General features: G+C 42.0%; 19 protein-coding genes and 1 tRNA gene. 6 read left to right on the top strand and 14 right to left on the bottom strand.

Features of this window, described 5'->3' with window-relative positions:
• Positions 1–1,154 precede the first annotated feature (1,154 nt).
• From B050_RS0104310 to B050_RS0104265, 10 genes are all read right to left on the bottom strand, one after another.
• A complete protein-coding gene (locus B050_RS0104310) occupies positions 1,155–1,637 on the bottom strand; it encodes a cupin domain-containing protein (RefSeq protein ID WP_018472661.1) in 483 nt (160 codons plus the stop codon).
• 10 nt (positions 1,638–1,647) lie between these two features.
• The gene (locus B050_RS0104305; protein WP_018472660.1) at positions 1,648–2,706 is read right to left on the bottom strand and encodes an alpha/beta hydrolase; all 1,059 of its coding nucleotides are present in this window, start codon (positions 2,704–2,706) and stop codon (positions 1,648–1,650) included.
• An 11-nt stretch (positions 2,707–2,717) separates the two neighbouring features.
• A complete protein-coding gene (locus B050_RS0104300; protein ID WP_018472659.1) occupies positions 2,718–3,191 on the bottom strand; it encodes a cupin domain-containing protein in 474 nt (157 codons plus the stop codon).
• 11 nt (positions 3,192–3,202) lie between these two features.
• Positions 3,203–4,264, bottom strand: a complete 1,062-nt coding sequence (locus B050_RS0104295; protein WP_026235623.1) for an alpha/beta hydrolase — start codon at positions 4,262–4,264, stop codon at positions 3,203–3,205.
• A 113-nt stretch (positions 4,265–4,377) separates the two neighbouring features.
• On the bottom strand, positions 4,378–5,070 hold the full coding sequence (locus B050_RS0104290; RefSeq protein WP_018472657.1) for a carboxymuconolactone decarboxylase family protein: 693 nt from the start codon (positions 5,068–5,070) through the stop codon (positions 4,378–4,380).
• Entirely contained in the window at positions 5,067–6,050 is a 984-nt protein-coding gene (locus tag B050_RS0104285) for an aldo/keto reductase (protein ID WP_018472656.1), read from the bottom strand. Before B050_RS0104285 ends, B050_RS0104290 begins: the two co-directional genes overlap by 4 nt.
• Positions 6,051–6,063: 13 nt before the next feature.
• Positions 6,064–6,318: an aldo/keto reductase gene (locus B050_RS23660; protein ID WP_229802415.1), complete on the bottom strand. Its 255-nt coding sequence runs from the start codon at positions 6,316–6,318 to the stop codon at positions 6,064–6,066.
• 97 nt (positions 6,319–6,415) lie between these two features.
• Positions 6,416–6,550 carry a hypothetical protein gene (locus B050_RS23725; protein ID WP_018472654.1) on the bottom strand — a complete coding sequence of 45 codons (135 nt, stop codon included), beginning with the start codon at positions 6,548–6,550 and terminating at the stop codon, positions 6,416–6,418.
• On the bottom strand, positions 6,547–6,708 hold the full coding sequence (locus B050_RS23655; protein ID WP_018472653.1) for a hypothetical protein: 162 nt from the start codon (positions 6,706–6,708) through the stop codon (positions 6,547–6,549). Before B050_RS23655 ends, B050_RS23725 begins: the two co-directional genes overlap by 4 nt.
• A 278-nt stretch (positions 6,709–6,986) precedes the next feature.
• A complete protein-coding gene (locus B050_RS0104265; RefSeq protein WP_018472652.1) occupies positions 6,987–8,294 on the bottom strand; it encodes a DUF418 domain-containing protein in 1,308 nt (435 codons plus the stop codon).
• A 194-nt stretch (positions 8,295–8,488) separates the two neighbouring features.
• Between B050_RS0104265 and B050_RS0104260 the strand changes: the two genes are divergently transcribed.
• Positions 8,489–9,391 (top strand): helix-turn-helix domain-containing protein, encoded by a 903-nt coding sequence (locus B050_RS0104260; RefSeq protein ID WP_018472651.1) that lies wholly within the window; start codon positions 8,489–8,491, stop codon positions 9,389–9,391.
• Between the two features lie 240 nt (positions 9,392–9,631).
• Here B050_RS0104260 and B050_RS22020 read toward each other — a convergent pair whose 3' ends face one another.
• Both B050_RS22020 and B050_RS0104250 read right to left on the bottom strand, forming a co-directional pair.
• Positions 9,632–9,844 (bottom strand): GIY-YIG nuclease family protein, encoded by a 213-nt coding sequence (locus B050_RS22020; RefSeq protein WP_229802417.1) that lies wholly within the window; start codon positions 9,842–9,844, stop codon positions 9,632–9,634.
• A gap of 90 nt (positions 9,845–9,934) precedes the next feature.
• Positions 9,935–10,006 (bottom strand) — tRNA-Arg (locus B050_RS0104250).
• A gap of 229 nt (positions 10,007–10,235) precedes the next feature.
• Here B050_RS0104250 and B050_RS0104245 point away from each other — a divergent pair.
• From B050_RS0104245 to rplS, 4 genes are all read left to right on the top strand, one after another.
• On the top strand, positions 10,236–10,835 hold the full coding sequence (locus tag B050_RS0104245) for a 30S ribosomal protein S16 (protein WP_018472650.1): 600 nt from the start codon (positions 10,236–10,238) through the stop codon (positions 10,833–10,835).
• Between the two features lie 14 nt (positions 10,836–10,849).
• Positions 10,850–11,380 carry a ribosome maturation factor RimM gene (gene rimM / locus B050_RS0104240; protein ID WP_018472649.1) on the top strand — a complete coding sequence of 177 codons (531 nt, stop codon included), beginning with the start codon at positions 10,850–10,852 and terminating at the stop codon, positions 11,378–11,380.
• Between the two features lie 3 nt (positions 11,381–11,383).
• Positions 11,384–12,091: a tRNA (guanosine(37)-N1)-methyltransferase TrmD gene (gene trmD / locus B050_RS0104235; protein ID WP_018472648.1), complete on the top strand. Its 708-nt coding sequence runs from the start codon at positions 11,384–11,386 to the stop codon at positions 12,089–12,091.
• A 79-nt stretch (positions 12,092–12,170) separates the two neighbouring features.
• Complete coding sequence (rplS, locus tag B050_RS0104230; RefSeq protein WP_018472647.1) at positions 12,171–12,536, top strand: 50S ribosomal protein L19; 366 nt, start codon at positions 12,171–12,173, stop codon at positions 12,534–12,536.
• Positions 12,537–12,733: 197 nt separating this feature from the next.
• Here the strand turns inward: rplS and B050_RS0104225 are convergent, their stop codons facing one another.
• Positions 12,734–13,288 (bottom strand): 2'-5' RNA ligase family protein, encoded by a 555-nt coding sequence (locus B050_RS0104225; protein ID WP_018472646.1) that lies wholly within the window; start codon positions 13,286–13,288, stop codon positions 12,734–12,736.
• A 190-nt stretch (positions 13,289–13,478) separates the two neighbouring features.
• Here B050_RS0104225 and B050_RS0104220 point away from each other — a divergent pair, with 190 nt between their 5' ends.
• Entirely contained in the window at positions 13,479–14,396 is a 918-nt protein-coding gene (locus B050_RS0104220; protein ID WP_018472645.1) for a universal stress protein, read from the top strand.
• Between the two features lie 202 nt (positions 14,397–14,598).
• Here B050_RS0104220 and B050_RS0104215 read toward each other — a convergent pair whose 3' ends face one another.
• The gene (locus B050_RS0104215) at positions 14,599–16,119 is read right to left on the bottom strand and encodes a GH3 auxin-responsive promoter family protein (protein WP_026235621.1); all 1,521 of its coding nucleotides are present in this window, start codon (positions 16,117–16,119) and stop codon (positions 14,599–14,601) included.
• Positions 16,120–16,123: the final 4 nt, after the last annotated feature.

Genomic DNA, 16,123 nt, shown 5'->3' with positions numbered 1-16,123 from the left:
CTAATCCTCCTTACACCAGGTTCGTGAAAGGTTGAAATTTCGTTGTCCCCCAACAATACAGTTTTACGGACTTTCATACTACCTAAAGAGGTATTTCGGTACATCTAATAAACCAAAATATCCGGATTTTGATTAGCGGTTGGCAATTGCTCCACCCTACCCCAGTACATCCCATCTATTAGGACTATCAAAATCTGTTTGATAGGCATATGAAGACCTATTGGCTGCATGTATTTTTTATAAATCGAAGCTAACTTCTATTGAAAAACCACTCGCTTTTTCACCTAAATGGAATTCCTTGAATTGCAAAACCATTTCCCCATTGGTTCTCTTTGTAGTCCTATTTTCATCGAAAGTTCGTTCAGATTCGACTTTTCCCTCATTTTGATTAGAATTATAATCCATTTCCAAGGTATAATTCATAAAGGATAGCCATTCCTCATTAACAGCCTCCTGATCGGACCCAAAATTTGCTGCAATATACTATTCACCTGTTTTGTCGTAGATTTTCACTTCCTAGTTATAGGTTGTATCTATTTCCTCAGGATTGAATTTGTAGTCGTTTATACCTTGTTACTTTGGCATCGTCCTGTGTAACCATATCCTCTTCCCTAGAACAACTGGATACCTGGTAGACTGCTTGTCTGCTGTTAGACGAACAGGCAAGGAAGAGAATAAATTAAACAATACATTTTTTCATGATAGATTATCATAAATAATAAAAATGTTCCTAACTGCTTAAATAATTGGACTGGTTTTGTTGCCTAAACTAGGAACAAAATGATCGAAGAACTAATCAAAAATGTCCGACTCTCATCAAGTGGTCGCAAGTTGATTAGCTCCTAATAAATATGAATAAATCTTATTATCCAAATAATACAGAATAAATATCACCCTCCAAAAATTAAAGATACTTTAAGGGGAAATAAATATGTAAAAATAAACTATTTCTGGTTTAATATGACTAAAACCCGTTAAAGGGCAACGGAATAAAGGAAGGGCATGCGGGAAAGACGGTGTTTAAGCCCTAAGCTCATTGCCGCTCGGCAGATCGAAAGCGAACTTTGTGAAATGATGAATGAAAATGGAGAATTATTTTTTTATAGTTGCGTTTTATATTTATTAGATATGAGCGAAATCCAACTTCCAATCGGTTATTTCACCACGGCATTGTATTCATCATCGGTCACTTCTTGCATCCACTCTGTCGGTCCTGCAAGTCTACTCGTTATGGCAACTTGGACAAATTCTCTACTGGCACTTGCCCCGTGCCAATGAGGGGTGTTGGGAGGACATTTTACAGTCTCCCCTTTTCTTAAGATTAGTTTTGGACTTCCCTTTTCTTGATAATAACCTTCACCATCTATGGCCAAAATAATCTGGCCATTTGGATGTCGGTGCCAATTGGTCCTCGAGCCAGGTTCAAAGGTGACACTTCCGACCGAATTTTGGTTTATACTATCAGCATCGACCAACATTTCCAGAAAGGCAGTACCAGTGAAATTGTTATTTTCAATTTTTTGGCCTTTTTGGAAAATCAATGACTTCTGGATTTCAGAAATAGTGGAATCTTCATTATGGCAGCCTAACAATGAAATTGTCACCAATAAAGGAATTGCATTAAATTTTAAATTCATCTTTTCGGATTTACAGATTATTGGTATAAAATTCCCCCAACTTATCAATTGCTTGATCCACATATTTAGGTTTCCAATAGGTTTGGATATGGGTGGCACCATCTATGAGAAACAATTCTTTGGTCTTGGCATTGATGGCTTTTTCGTAAGCTTTGTCGGTCATGTAGTAGGTATCAGCTTTACTTCCAGCAATCATCAGTAATGGCTGATCCAAAAGTTCGATTTCATCGGTGGCATCCCATGTCATTAATTCCAAGAGACTGCTCATTGTATAACAACCACCAGAATTGGGGTGAACATGTGTTTCATTGTAATAGATATAGCCTTCTTTGTACAGATCAAAAGGAAGTGAAGCTATTTCTTCCTTGGTCAATAATGGTGTATTGCCACCCACATACAAAACCTCTCCCCCTTTAGCTTCTTGTTCCCTAGCCTTTGAGGCCTGGCCCAATCGTTCCTGAATGGTTGTCATTTGTGATTTTAAAAACCCGTTGCGTCGAACCTCTCCTGAATTGAACATACTCAATGTAGCAACAACTTTAAAACGACTATCGGATTGTGCTGCTTTCAACGAATAACCACCACCGCCACAAATGCCAAGCAAGCCTAACCGAGCAGTATCTACACCTTCAAATTGCGAAATAAAATCCGCCATACCGTGAATATCATCCACACGATTTTGAGGTATATCAACGTTTCTTGGTGATCCGCCACTTGCTCCTTGGTAGGCGGCATCTGCTGCAATAGTTATAAAGCCCAGTTCTGCTAAACGTTGTGCGTACAAACCTGCCACTTGCTCTTTCACACCCCCATTTGGGTGTGCAATGACAATGGCTGAATAGGCTTTGGTCGAATCAAAATTAGCGGGCGTATATACATTGGCTGCAATTTCCAAACCGTTTAATTGGTACATAACCGCATGGATATTCACCATTCCATTTTCATTTTTGGTTATCGCATTTGCATAAACCAAGGTGAATGGATTTTCATTTTGTGCTTGGGCAATGCCTTGGCTTTTTAGATTAAGTGCAGCAATTAATGTTATTATCAATATAACTGGATACTTCATTTTGAGACTTCTTATTTTTTTAATTGTTCTGCTACGGCATCGTAATATTCCTGAGTAAGTACTTCTGTCCAAGTAGTTGGGTTTTCACCTCCATACAATGCCAAATAGGTTACATCACTCTCCTTGGTTGAAGAATGCCAATGCTCGACGTCTTTTTCGCATTTTACCACATCGCCGGCTTTGAGAATTATGGGATCCTTTCCTCTTTCCTGATAATAGCCCTCTCCCTCCACATAGATCAATACCTGTGCTGAGGAATGCTTATGCCAGTCAAGTGTAGAGTTTGCCTTAAACGTTGCTTTGGTGATGCTAAAGCCCAATTCACTATCGTCTGTCATTACTCCATTTAGCCAAGCTTCTCCGATGTAATGGGTGTTGGGCGCTTTAAAGCCTTCGTTCAGGTATGAGGAAACTTCGTAGCCCCCTTGTTGGGCAAAAACACTCACGGGAACGATGAACAATAATGTAATAAGTAGGTTTTTCATATTTTCAGCTTTTAGTTAAGTCCTTTATCATTAAGCCATCCATACATCAGATTGGCAATTTCTATATTGTTGAGATCGGACATGGGAAAATGGGTATTCCCTTTGATTCCAATTCCTGGTAAGTGAACCACTTTGGCGTCACCCCCATATTTGTTGATGGTTTCCACAAACAATTTTGCCATTACCAAACGAGGACGCCAATTATCCGTACCATAAAAGCTATCCTGCGTTTCAGGGATAAAATCACCATAATAAATGATGATCGGAATTTTGGTCAGCTTCAGAAAGTCAATTTTGGAAACTGGCACTGCCTCCAATGTTCCTGCCGAACTCTCCATTGGGTCGGGCACTTCACCTTCAGGAAAAACAAAGCCACTCCCAGGTTCATAAGTAACAATGGCCTTGATATTACTATTTTTAATGGCCGTGGTCCAACCTTGCCCCCCACTATGGGAATGGGTTATTAGAATACCATCACCGATTTTGTCAAACAGGGCTGATATGGCGTTTGTATTTACTTCAAAATCTATAGCCCCAAGATCCGGACTGATTTGTCTGTAAAATTGATTGAGCGTCTCCGGTCCTTTATCAAATTTTACATTGGGCATAAATTCATCCCCTTTGGCAATCCTGAACATTCCTAACCAATACTGCTCATTGGGGGTTGCGGGAATGGATGTTTCTTCTGGTCCTCTTCCGCCTTGGCCCCTACGTGGTTGGTCGATTAAATATACAGAGAAGCCCTTTCTTAGGAAAATTGTTTGAAAACCTTCACGGCCATCGGCCGTTGTCTGCCAGGTTCTTGCTGTTTGGCCGAACCCATGCCAAAATACTAAAGGCAATTTCTTGGCATTGATCGGAATCTGATAATGTATTGTCGCATGGTCGATATGCAGTGTTTGTCCATCTTTTTTTGGATTGTTTGGGTCGTACTCTCCTTCTGCTTTGATGATTCCTCCACCAACTGCAAACACACCTTGGTCCTGTAAGCTTATTGGTTTTTTTCCTTCAGTTTGTGCCATTATGCTGCTTATAGATATAAGTGCTAGCAGCGTCAAAATAATCCTTTTCATTTCACTGATTTTTAAATTGTTATTACAAATAACAGAAAAAAAACAAAGAGAATACGTAGATGAATTACTGAGGTACTTACCAATATTACAGGGATTGTTCTACTTTACCCTTTTCAATGTAGTTCTGAAATTATTATTTTAGCAGATTTCATTTTCTTCTCGTCTAAATAAGGTCTTAGACTCTCGACTAAAACATTTAACTGTCCTTTGGTGAAACCTTGTTTTAAACCAATCCGCATATGCCCTCTCAGCATGGGCTCTACATCGCCCATAACTATCAAAGCCGATATGGTGGTCAACTCTCTTTGCTGATAGGTCAGCACATCCCGCTCAAATATATCCGCAAAGAGATGCTCCTTAAGGAACCTATCAATTTCGGAGGAGAATTGTTGGTAAGCGGGTTTTGTCTCAGGTAAAGGGTTTTTAATGAGCTCCTCCAATACTTTTTTGCCCCTGCCGTATTTGGGCAGTGTGTCATCAATTGGAGAAGCTTCCTTTCCCCAATTATCGTTGACACCGTCAGCTTTTCGTTCTTCTAAAACCGAAAGGAATGTTTGCAGTCCCATGATGCTTTTAGGAAACCCCACATATGCATACAGGTGCACCAATTGCTCCTTTATTTGGTTCACGGTCAATCCATTGTCAAGACCTTTTGATAGTTCGGATCTTAGCCCTTCCCAATCGCTTATTGTCGTAAGGGCTGCAATTGAGGCCATGCTTATCTGTCCCTTATCCAGTTGTTGGGCTTGAGAGCGGTAACAAACATTGCATAGCAATAGCACAGCTATTATCTTAAACATTCTCATCTGTCTATCATTTTTTGGGCTGCAGCGGAATACCTTTCTCCCACAAGTTGGATATTTTTTAAAGCAGTGGATACTTGGAACAAATCATCACCGGACAGGTTGATTTTTGTACTACCCACATTTTCTGTCAGACGATATTGCTTGGTAGTTCCAGGAATTGGGACAATAAACGGTTTTTGGGCCAGCAACCACCCCAAGGCAATTTGAGCGGGAGCGGCTTGATTTTGTGTAGCAATCTTTTTGACTAAATCGACCAATGCCTGGTTTGCCTTTAGGTTTTCCTTTGAAAAGCGAGGTACAGTGTTCCTGAAGTCATTGGGCTCGAACTGGGTACTTTCTGAAATTGCCCCTGTCAAAAAACCTTTACCCAGAGGGCTGAATGGAACAAAACCTATCCCAAGTTCTTCCAATAAGGGAATAATCTCCTTTTCCGGCTCCCTATAAAAAAGCGAATATTCACTTTGCAATGCAGCAAGTGGCTGAATGGCATGCGCTTTCCGGATGGTAGTTGCTCCTGCTTCAGACAAGCCCCAGTGTCCTATTTTCCCTTCCTTGATCAGATCACTTATGGTCCCCGCCACATCTTCCATTGGGACGGATGGATCCACTCTATGCTGGTAAAAAAGATCAACATGATCTGTGCTCAATCGTCTTAGGGAAGATTCGACAACTTCCCTTATCCTCTTGGGACTACTATTAAGGCCTTTTGTGGAATCACCTTCCTTAAAACCAAATTTGGTAGCAATCGCCACTTCCTTTCGGAAAGGGGCAATCGCCTCTCCCACCAACTCCTCGTTGGTAAATGGCCCATAACATTCTGCAGTATCAAAAAAGGTTATGCCCTGCTCAAACGCAGAACGGATCAGTTTGATCGCTGCGTTTTTTTCTGTGGGAGGCCCATAGCCAAAACTCAGGCCCATGCAGCCCAGTCCAAGCGCGGAAACTTTCAATCCCTGATTTCCCAATGCCCTTTTTTTCATGGTTTCTATTATTTTATATATCCAATTTTGTTACACTCAACCATTTGATCATTTTTGGGTTTCTGTGGTAAAAAAGCAAGGTAGGTCCTGTATCCAATGCTGCTATGGAATGCATATCTTCATTAGAAATATCGAAAACCCTAAAATTCTGCTCTATCCTTTCCTTATGGACCGATTTTGGAATGGCAATAACATTTCTATGGATCAGCCAGCGCTGGATCACCTGTGCTATGGACTTATTGTTTTTCTTTCCTATTTTAGACAACACTTCATTTTGGAAAATGCCGGACTTTCCTTCTGCAAATGGCCCCCAAGACTACATCTGAACATTGGGGTCGATCAGAAAATCTTGGCTTTCCTGTTGTTTATGGAAAGGGTGGGTCAATCTGGTCAATGGCCGGGGCAAACCCACTGTTAATGGTAAGGCCCATAATCCTATCAAGTTGAAAATTGGCCATGCCTATGGCCTTGATCTTTCCTGCCTGATATAGTTCGTTCATGGCCTTCCAGTGCCATAGACATTCACATAGGGTTGATGGATAAGGTAAAGGTCAAGATAATCGAGCTGGAACCTTTCAAACGCCCTTCCAAGGGCAGCTTTGGTGATTTCGTAGCCCATATCCTGCACCCAAAGTTTCGAGGTAACGAACATTTCCATTCTGGCTACTCCTCTCTTTAATTATCGCATTTCCCACCGCTGCTTCGTTCATACATGCAATTGCAGTGTATGAGGCGGTAACCTATATTTATGGGATCCATTACTGCCCGATCACATTCCTTTAAATCAGGTATCTGAAACACTCCAAATCCCAAGAGGGACATTTTCAATCCATTGTTCAATTTGATCTTTTTCATAAATCATATGTTAATTTATTACAAAGTTCACTGTCTTTTATTTCATTGATCTTATGCAGGTATCAGGTTTACTTACTATTTTCACTGATTCCGATCGAGCAGCGCTGAAAGTCCTTCTGACTGCTTTCCTTTTGCCTCTACGTGCTTTTTTTTCCTGATAGCTTGTATCCTAAGGTAAGTCAAAGAACGCCACAACCACTCCAATGGTCCGTACAAATAATGCCTGAGCCAAAACCTACTGAGCAGAATTTGGCCAGCGTAAATCAAGATCCCCACCAAAAACAATTTGGTTGGGTTTGCTCCACCGAAGTAAGGTCCAAATGCCCACATAGAAAAAAGAAAGCACCCCACCAAGCCCTGCATAAGGTAATTGGTAAGCCCCATACGGCCGTAAGGGGACAGGATTTTCAACACACTCCCTCCCGCTGTAGTTTGATAGAGGATAATAAAGCCCATTATTAAGGTCCCGGAAAAAAATATCAATTCAATATCTTCCAATGCCTTGACGGCCAAAACCCTGTCAGAAACGACATTTCCTTCAGGATTGAACAGCATACGTGTCTCCACTGAAGGGAACATGCTCAGGACGAGCGAGATCAGGAGCAAACCCAACAAAAAACCAAGAAACAACAGAAGGTTGCGTCTTTTGTGGACCTGCAAAGATTCAAAGAACCGGAGACGGCCTATCACCAATCCCAGTATAAATAGTGCCAAGGTAACATATCCCCTTCCCACCATACCAAACTGGTAATTGAGTTTCCCCATATATCGCTGGTTAAAATTATACTTGGCAGAATTGAAGAATGAAGGATTCGCTATATGTTCAGGAGTCCCTTCAGCAACTACTAGGCTACTCCTCTCCACCTGTTCTAAAGAAGGGTTACCTAATGCACGGTTGTTTATTGTGGCGAGAATGGTCCTAGGTACACCAACCAATAGTAGACCGGAAAGTAACAACAGCACCCAGTTTTTGGATTTGTAAAGCGGAATCATTATCAGCCCAAAGACGGCATAGACCGAGATGATTTCAAGGGGATAAAAGGAATGAGCTAATATACCCATAAAAAACAAAATGACCATTCTCCATGCAAATCGTCCCCTAAAATCCACTCCCTTTCGGCTGGCACTGTCCATTTGTATAAAAAAACTAAGCCCAAACAAAAATGCAAATATATTGATAAACCTTCCCATAATTATATACTGGCCGATCCACTGTATCGTTTCGTCCAAAGCTCGGAACCAAGGGAAGACCTGCTCCACTGCTCTGGAAAAAATCCCAAAATGCTGGAGCATGTGGATTAGAACCACCCCCAATAAAGCGAAGCCTCTTAAAGCGTCCAATACATTGATACGTTTGAGGGGTTTTGATAATGTTTTTGCTGCTTCCATATAGTGAACTTCTTGATTATGGATAGGGGAAATTTTCCCCTTTGACATTTGTGATTACAAACATCCCAGTTTTATTCCATCAAGAGCTTATACAGATTACGGGTACTCCTACCAGTTTTACTGATTTTGATCCTGGCCACTCTACGAACTGGATATAAATCTGTAATATTGAAGCATATAAACCAAGAACGGTCATGGAAAAACTAAGGAGATTTGAAACGGTCAATGACTATAATGTTTTCAACAACAATGAAACTCTTCACCCGTTGGTGAGCATTGTTGATTTAACCAAAGCAGACCTAAGAAGGGCATCCAATATGTACTTTGGATTTTATACGATTTTCTTAAAAGAAGTGAAGTGTGGAAATCTGCGGTACGGCCGCCATACCTATGATTATCAAGAAGGGACACTGGTATTTATAGCCCCCGGACAGGTGGTGAGCGTGGACAATACCGGCGAGTCGTACCTACCTCAGGGAAAGGCCCTTATTTTCCATCCCGACCTAATTTTAGGATCCTCCTTGGCCGACCACATGGACAATTATACTTTCTTCGGTTACCAATCCAATGAAGCCCTCCATTTATCACAGCGTGAGAGGAATTTGATCTTGGAGTGTTTTTCCAAAATCTCTTACGAGCTGGAACAGTCCATTGATCATCATAGCAGAAGACTTATCATTTCAAACATTGAGCTGCTGTTGAATTATTCCGTGCGTTTTTATGAACGCCAGTTTATCACGCGTGAAAACGTCCTTCAAGGAACCTTGGAGAAATTTGAAGCTTTATTGAATGGTTATTTCAAGTCTGACAAACCCGATAAGTTGGGTTTGCCTTCTGTGACCTATTGTGCAGATGAGCTCAATCTCTCGGCCAACTATTTTGGAGACCTGATCAAAAAGGAAACAGGCAAAAGCGCACAGGAATACATCCAATCCAAGTTAATTGCCGTAGCCAAGGAACGCATCTTTGACACGGACAAGGAGATCAGTCAAATAGCCTATGGATTGGGGTTTAAATACCCACAGCATTTCACTAGACTTTTCAAAAAAACGGTAGGGCAAACTCCTAATGAGTACAGGAACAACCAAATGAATTAGATAATTGGAAGTCATTGCATTTTCGGAGTACCCGTATGTAAACTGACTGGTTTATCACGTGTCACCAAACCTCCATTTATGCTCCGGTGAAGGATATCCATTTCCTACTAGGCTCTTGCTGGATTAAAGGCCTCAGTAGGTAGGAAGCCCGTAGTACCAAGGGAAGATTCTGCCAAGGCAAATAGCAAAACCGGGTGATGACCTATGGCTAGCCACTATCAAATAGCTTTTAGCTTCTCTTTACCACAGCCCGACTTCCAATATTTCTCTCTTTTTTCTGGCCTGTTCCCGGGAGATTACCTCTTCATTAAAAATACATTTCCATAGGAGAAAGACTTTGGTTGATTTGGTTTTGCCTGCATTATGTTCCACTAATCTCCGCTCTAGATCACCAGTAAAACCTATATAAATTCTACCCTCCACCTCGCTCTTTATTGCATATACTATATACATAGGTCCCCTCGGAAATCCCTCTAATAATATAAGTCAAATAACGGAAGAAATAAAAAAAACCCTTCCATTTTTCGATGGAAGGGTGATTCGTAGTCCCGACAGGAATCGAACCTGTATCTAAAGTTTAGGAAACTTCTATTCTATCCATTGAACTACGGGACCATATTATATTCTTACTTCTATTCCCTGCCTGTCTACCTGACGGCAGACAAGTCTGGCAGGTATCCATTGAACTACGGGACCGTGAGGATCGTTTGGGAGATAGGGAGTCTATTAAGAGGCTCCAAAATCGAGACGCAATTTAAAACATTTTATCCATATCCCGCAAATATTCTTTACCTAACTTGCTCTTTTAAAGATAAAACCGCTATATTTGCAGTCCAAATTTACGATGGACGAGATCCATCAATTAACTAAATATCAATATACTATGGCAGTAAAAATCAGATTAGCGCGTAGAGGTAGAAAAAGAATGGCCATCTATGACGTAGTAGTAGCTGATGCAAGAGCTCCACGTGATGGACGCTTTATCGAGAAAATCGGATCTTATAACCCGAACACTGACCCTGCTTCTATCAACATCAACAACGAAAGAGCTCTTCAGTGGTTATTGAATGGTGCACAACCAACTGACACTGTAAAAGCAATGCTTTCTTATCGTGGTGTATTACTTAAGAAACACCTTCAAATCGGTGTGCTTAAGGGTGCTATCACTCAAGAAGATGCTGATAAGAAATTCCAAACTTGGATCGAGCAGAAAGAAACTGCCATCACTGGCAAGAAAGATCAAATCGCTCAGGCTAAGGAAGATGCCCGTAACAAGGCTTTTGCTGCTGAGACTGCTAAGAACGAAGCCCGTCTGGAAGCAATCAAGAAAAGAGAAGAAGAAGCTATCGCTGCTGCTGAAGCCGCTGCTGCTCCTGCAGAAGAAGAAGCTGCTGAAGGTGAAGCTCCTGCTGCTGAAGCTGGCGAAGAAGAAAACCAAGGTTAATACTTATACCCTCCATGAACAAAGACAACTGTTTCCAGTTAGGCTATATAGCTAAGGTTCATGGGCTCCATGGGGAAGTAGTGGCCATGTTGGATGTGGATTTCCCGGAACAATACGAAGATATCGAGCATGTCTTTTTGGAAAAAAACAGCCGATTGGCTCCTTACTTTATCGAGCACTTTGTGGCACAACCAAACGGACGCTTTCTAGCTAAGTTTGAAGGTTTTGACTCAATAGACTCGGCCACATCCCTAGTGGGATCTGGACTTTATCTTCCTCTCACCGCCTTACCAGCTCTGAATGATGATCAATACTATTATCATGAGCTGATCGGCTACGAAATGGAAGACAAATCCCTTGGACATCTGGGAAGTATCAAGGTAATATACGACCTCCAGACACAATACCTCATCGGATTGGATTATCAGGACCGAGAAGTTCTGATCCCCATACAGGATGATATCATTGTGAAAGTAGATAAGGACACAAAAAAAGTTTTGTGCCAACTGCCTGATGGCTTACTTGACATATATTTAGAGGATTAGCCCATGCAGATCGATATAATCACTGTCGTACCTGGACTGTTGGATGGCCCATTTTCCCACTCTATCCTGAAAAGGGCAGAAGAAAAAGGTCTCGCAATCGTCCGTGTACACAACCTCAGGGACTATGCCACCGGCAAACAAAAGCAGGTCGATGACTATGCCTTTGGTGGTGGCGCAGGTATGGTGATGATGGTGGAGCCTATCGCTCAGTGTATCGAATCACTGAAAAGCGAAAGGCATTACGATGAAATCATCTATATGACCCCCGATGGGAAAACTTTCGATCAGCAACTCGCTAATCAACTATCCCTAAAAGGAAACTTAATGATCCTCTGCGGTCATTATAAAGGTGTGGATGAGCGCATCCGCCAAAAGTACATCACCCAGGAAATTAGTATTGGGGACTTTGTGCTTTCTGGTGGTGAACTTGCCGCTGCGGTGATCGCCGACGCGGTAATCCGACTCATCCCCGGAGTGCTCAATGATGAAACCTCCGCCTTGACTGATTCCTTTCAGGATGGCCTGCTAGCTCCGCCTATCTATACCAGACCGGCGGATTATGACGGAATGAAAGTTCCCGAAATATTGCTCTCCGGCCATAATGAAAATATAGCCAATTGGAGGTTTGAAGAATCGGTTCGCCGCACCAAAGAAAGAAGACCCGACCTACTGGAAGGTACTGATTTCGATATCGGCGAAAAACGTAATTAGTTGACAATTAATAGAATAAAAAAGATAATTGCATACCTTTGCAATTCGAACTTGTGATAAGCACATAAATCATACAGATATGAGCGAACTACTTAAAATTGTAGAAGAGGAATACAAAGACATAAGAGCTACTTTCCCTTCTTTCAAGGCAGGAGATACAATCAATGTTCACGTACGTATTAAAGAGGGGAACAAAGAGCGTGTCCAGCAGTTCCAGGGTACCGTGATTCAGAGAAAAAATGTAAACTCTAACGGTGAAACTTTCACTGTAAGAAAAATCTCTAGCGGTATCGGTGTAGAAAGAATCTTCCCAATCCTTAGCCCAAGCATCGAGAAAATCGAGCTTCTAAGAAGAGGTAAAGTAAGAAGAGCCAGACTATACTACCTGAGAGGACGTCAGGGTAAAGCTGCGAAAGTAAAAGAAAAAATAGCGGTAAGACACTAAGTCTTATCCGTATTGAGCATAAAAAAAAGGAACCCGAAACGGTTCCTTTTTTTTGCCCCTACTTCTCTTATAACACTTATACTATCCCTCCCCTCAGTCCTGTTCCCGATTAATAGGTCTGTGACCTCAGTCCCTCATCCATAAAAGTCCTCATAATTTCTTCCAGCCACAATTCCCTACCTGAATCAAAATCGACCTTACTTCCCTACTAAAGGAAAGTAATGAACCACATGCCATCGATAATCCGTCTTGCGCAAAAGCGCTACCTGATCCACTTTCATCTCTCCGTAAAATCCCTTCTCCTTCAACATCGCCCAGCATTCATCAAAAAACCTGTCCTTAAGATCACTATATACCAAGGTAATATGCGGCGTGTAAGCCTTATCACTAAGCTCCTCCACCACTTTCAGCTGCAGCCTACAAAAGGACTTGAGCTCAAACTGCATTTTCAAGAGCTCCTCGCCCCCATCTACTCGCGAGTACATGATACGCTTACCGAACCTCCCTATCCCCTTCACGGTCATCTTAAAAGGCTCTACGGACCCAAAGAATCCTTCCAGTAAGCCCGCCAGCTTATCCTCCTTGTTTCCATTCCACGAAAAAGGCATTTTCAAGGTCACATGTGCAGGCGATTTAAGTGCATGCTTTGCTCCATATACCTCCTTCACCCGCTCCTTAATGTCACTGGCCTGAGCTTGGATATCCCCCGAGGGAACAATGGCGATAAAGTATTTTTGAATTGATTTTGCCATCTTCAAAGATCATAATTTTTTGAGGAGATTTAGTGGTTTCTACGCATTTTATGAGTGGTTCGATAGGCAAAAGGCTCACAATTGATCTCGCAAGGGGCTATTTTCAAATATTATTACTGATAATTCTGGCGGTTCACTTTCTAAGCTGCGTAGTACTTATTAAATTGTTGTAAATTCTTTAATCATAACTATGGCACATCAAAACTCTGCACTCGTAGGCTTGGATCTCTCCAAAATGGATGAGGTCATTCTTAGTAATATCAAAAAGGTCTGTGACCTGCTCAAACTTAAAAAACTATATGTCATGCATATAGCCGAAAGCCTAGAACTGCCAAAGGACATTAGCAGCACTTATCCTGATCTAATGGCCCCGGTGGATGAAAGTATAGAAAATGAAATTTCCAAAAAAATCGAGACCTTAGGATTACCTGCTGATATTGAAATAGAAGTCAATGCCGAAGAGGGAAACCCCATGGATACCCTCCTGAAGTGGACCAAGATCAAAAACGTGGACTTTATCGTCATGGGACGTAAGTCTGAGCTGGAAGGAAGCGGAAAACTACCAAAGAGAATCGCCCAGAAAGCACCATCTTCCATATTCTTCGTCACCGAAGACATGGGAAGCCATAATTCACTCCAGCATTTCTTGGTTCCAGTGGATTTTTCTGATCATACCGAAGTGGTCATGGAAAAAGTGGAAGATTTCATTAAGGAGAATGAAAATGCTAAAATCCGCTATGTCCATCTTTTTGAAGTGCCTATAGGCTACCATAAAACAGGGAAATCCTACGAGGAATTTGCAGAAATCATGGAGCAAAATGCCCGTAAGGAATTTCAAAAGATGGTAGAAAACCATCATCTGGAAGCATATCCATGCGACTTTATCCTAAACAAAGACTCTATTAAAGCCGATGATATCCTAGAGGATGCTCAGAAGCAAAATATTGACCTCATCATCATCGGTAGCCGCGGCCGCAGCAACTCCGCCGCCCTTCTCCTGGGAAGTGTTGCCGAGAGACTGGTACAGATTAATTATAAAGTACCCATGCTGGTCATGAAGAAAAAAGGTGAAAACATGAGCTTCATCCAAGCATTATTGAATATTTGAGAAATCCTGCTCGTAAACCTGAGCTCAGGGAATATCAATCCTTCAAACAAAAAAAGCTTCCGACCCCAGGTCAGAAGCTTTTTTTTGTTATTAGCTATCGCTGAATTAAAAGACACTTTATGGCTAAAAACCTTACTCTCTGAAATCAAAGAGAGCATCTGCTCCCCTTTATCATCATCCTCCTATAGTCAAGGACGAATACTTATTTAAGTATTTCTAGTAAAGCATCGATATAGTCTCTGTTATTGGCGAGCCTAGGCACCTTATTCTGGCCACCAAGTTTTCCACGGCATTTCATCCACTTTTCGAACGTCCCCTGATGGGCAAAGTGAATTCGCGGACGATCCAAAGCCATGTCCTTATAGCGCTTGGCGTCATAGTCAGAATTAATTTCTCGTAGAGCGGCGTCCAATTTTCCTGTAAAGGCCTGCTCGTCGTTTGGCTGCTTGCTAAATTCGATAATCCACTCATGAGCACCCTTACTATCTGCTCCTTCGAAGTACACGGGAGCGGCAGTGAAGTTCACGACAATGGCATCGGTGGCCTCAGCAGCGATCTCAATAGCCTTCTCCGCGTTCTCCACGATTACTTCCTCCCCAAAAGCATTAATGAAATGCTTGGTACGACCAGTTATCTTGATACGGTAAGGAGTCAGTGAGGTAAATTTTACGGTGTCCCCAATCTTATACCTCCACAGCCCGCCATTGGTACTTATCACCACTGCATAATTTTTATCTAACTCTACCTCCTGAAGGGGTATTACCTTGGGGTCATCACTGTCCCAGTCTTCCATGGGGATAAACTCATAGTAAATCCCATAATCAAGCATTAATAATAATTCATCAGAATCCTTCTGATCCTGTATTCCAAAAAACCCTTCGGAGGCATTATAAGTCTCCATATAATGCATGGAAGAGGAGGGGATTATCTCTTCGAATAAGCGGCGATAAGGCCCAAATGCCACTGCACCATGGAAGAACACCTCCAGGTTTGGCCATACTTCCAGTATATTCTTAGAATTGGTGATTTCCATAATCCGCTGGAGGAGGACGATGGTCCAGGTAGGAACGCCCGAGATCGTCACCACATTTTCATGCATGGTCTCTCTGGCCATCTTTTCGATTTTCTCCTCCCACTCACTCATCAGCGCCGTCTCGAGACTGGGTGTTCTGGCAAGCTGTGCCCATACGGGCAGGTTACGCATAATCACCGCAGAAATATCTCCGTATTGGCTGTTTTTATTAATGTCGAGGGTGTTGACTTCACTGCTTCCGCCGATAGCTAGGGACTTGCCGGTGAATAGCTTGCTATCAGGATAGTTGTTCACATAAAGCGAAAGCATATCCTTACCCCCTTTAAAATGGCAATCCTCGAGAGATTCCGAAGATACGGGGATAAATTTGCTTCTGCTTCCAGTGGTACCCGAAGATTTCGAAAACCAGTTGATGTCCGTGGGCCAAATTACATTCTGCTCACCTTTCATGGTTTGCTCAATATAGGGCTGCATCTCCTCATAAGTATGCACGGGCACCTGCCGGGCAAAATCGGCTAAGGATCTCACATCGCTAAAGCCATATTTCTTGCCAAATTGAGTTTTTCGAGCTGTTTTGATCAGGTCAAAAAAAGTTTCTTGCTGAACCTCAATAGGGTTTTCTTTAAAATTGTCGATCTGACCGATTCGGATTTTAAAAATCCAAGTCATAAAAGTATTAAGTACGTCCATATAA

The organism is Echinicola pacifica DSM 19836 (genome assembly GCF_000373245.1).
In the GTDB taxonomy this organism is placed as follows: Bacteria; Bacteroidota; Bacteroidia; order Cytophagales; family Cyclobacteriaceae; genus Echinicola; species Echinicola pacifica.
Note: the sequence above shows the minus strand (reverse complement) of the source record. Positions and strands in the feature narration are given on the sequence as shown.

Excerpts from the sequence above, each read along its gene's own strand:
- B050_RS0104305 (WP_018472660.1), bottom strand. The coding sequence starts at position 2,706 with ATGAAGTATCCAGTTATATTGATAATAACATTAATTGCTGCACTTAAT.
- B050_RS0104310 (WP_018472661.1), bottom strand. The coding sequence starts at position 1,637 with ATGAATTTAAAATTTAATGCAATTCCTTTATTGGTGACAATTTCATTG.
- B050_RS0104285 (WP_018472656.1), bottom strand. The coding sequence starts at position 6,050 with ATGAAAAAAAGGGCATTGGGAAATCAGGGATTGAAAGTTTCCGCGCTT.
- B050_RS23655 (WP_018472653.1), bottom strand. The coding sequence starts at position 6,708 with ATGGAAATGTTCGTTACCTCGAAACTTTGGGTGCAGGATATGGGCTAC.
- B050_RS22020 (WP_229802417.1), bottom strand. The coding sequence starts at position 9,844 with ATGTATATAGTATATGCAATAAAGAGCGAGGTGGAGGGTAGAATTTAT.
- B050_RS0104220 (WP_018472645.1), top strand. The coding sequence starts at position 13,479 with ATGGCACATCAAAACTCTGCACTCGTAGGCTTGGATCTCTCCAAAATG.
- trmD (WP_018472648.1), top strand. The coding sequence starts at position 11,384 with ATGCAGATCGATATAATCACTGTCGTACCTGGACTGTTGGATGGCCCA.
- rimM (WP_018472649.1), top strand. The coding sequence starts at position 10,850 with ATGAACAAAGACAACTGTTTCCAGTTAGGCTATATAGCTAAGGTTCAT.
- B050_RS0104290 (WP_018472657.1), bottom strand. The coding sequence starts at position 5,070 with ATGAGAATGTTTAAGATAATAGCTGTGCTATTGCTATGCAATGTTTGT.
- B050_RS0104215 (WP_026235621.1), bottom strand. The coding sequence starts at position 16,119 with ATGGACGTACTTAATACTTTTATGACTTGGATTTTTAAAATCCGAATC.
- B050_RS0104265 (WP_018472652.1), bottom strand. The coding sequence starts at position 8,294 with ATGGAAGCAGCAAAAACATTATCAAAACCCCTCAAACGTATCAATGTA.
- B050_RS0104260 (WP_018472651.1), top strand. The coding sequence starts at position 8,489 with ATGGAAAAACTAAGGAGATTTGAAACGGTCAATGACTATAATGTTTTC.
- rplS (WP_018472647.1), top strand. The coding sequence starts at position 12,171 with ATGAGCGAACTACTTAAAATTGTAGAAGAGGAATACAAAGACATAAGA.
- B050_RS0104245 (WP_018472650.1), top strand. The coding sequence starts at position 10,236 with ATGGACGAGATCCATCAATTAACTAAATATCAATATACTATGGCAGTA.
- B050_RS0104300 (WP_018472659.1), bottom strand. The coding sequence starts at position 3,191 with ATGAAAAACCTACTTATTACATTATTGTTCATCGTTCCCGTGAGTGTT.
- B050_RS0104295 (WP_026235623.1), bottom strand. The coding sequence starts at position 4,264 with ATGAAAAGGATTATTTTGACGCTGCTAGCACTTATATCTATAAGCAGC.
- B050_RS0104225 (WP_018472646.1), bottom strand. The coding sequence starts at position 13,288 with ATGGCAAAATCAATTCAAAAATACTTTATCGCCATTGTTCCCTCGGGG.
- B050_RS23725 (WP_018472654.1), bottom strand. The coding sequence starts at position 6,550 with ATGAACGAACTATATCAGGCAGGAAAGATCAAGGCCATAGGCATGGCC.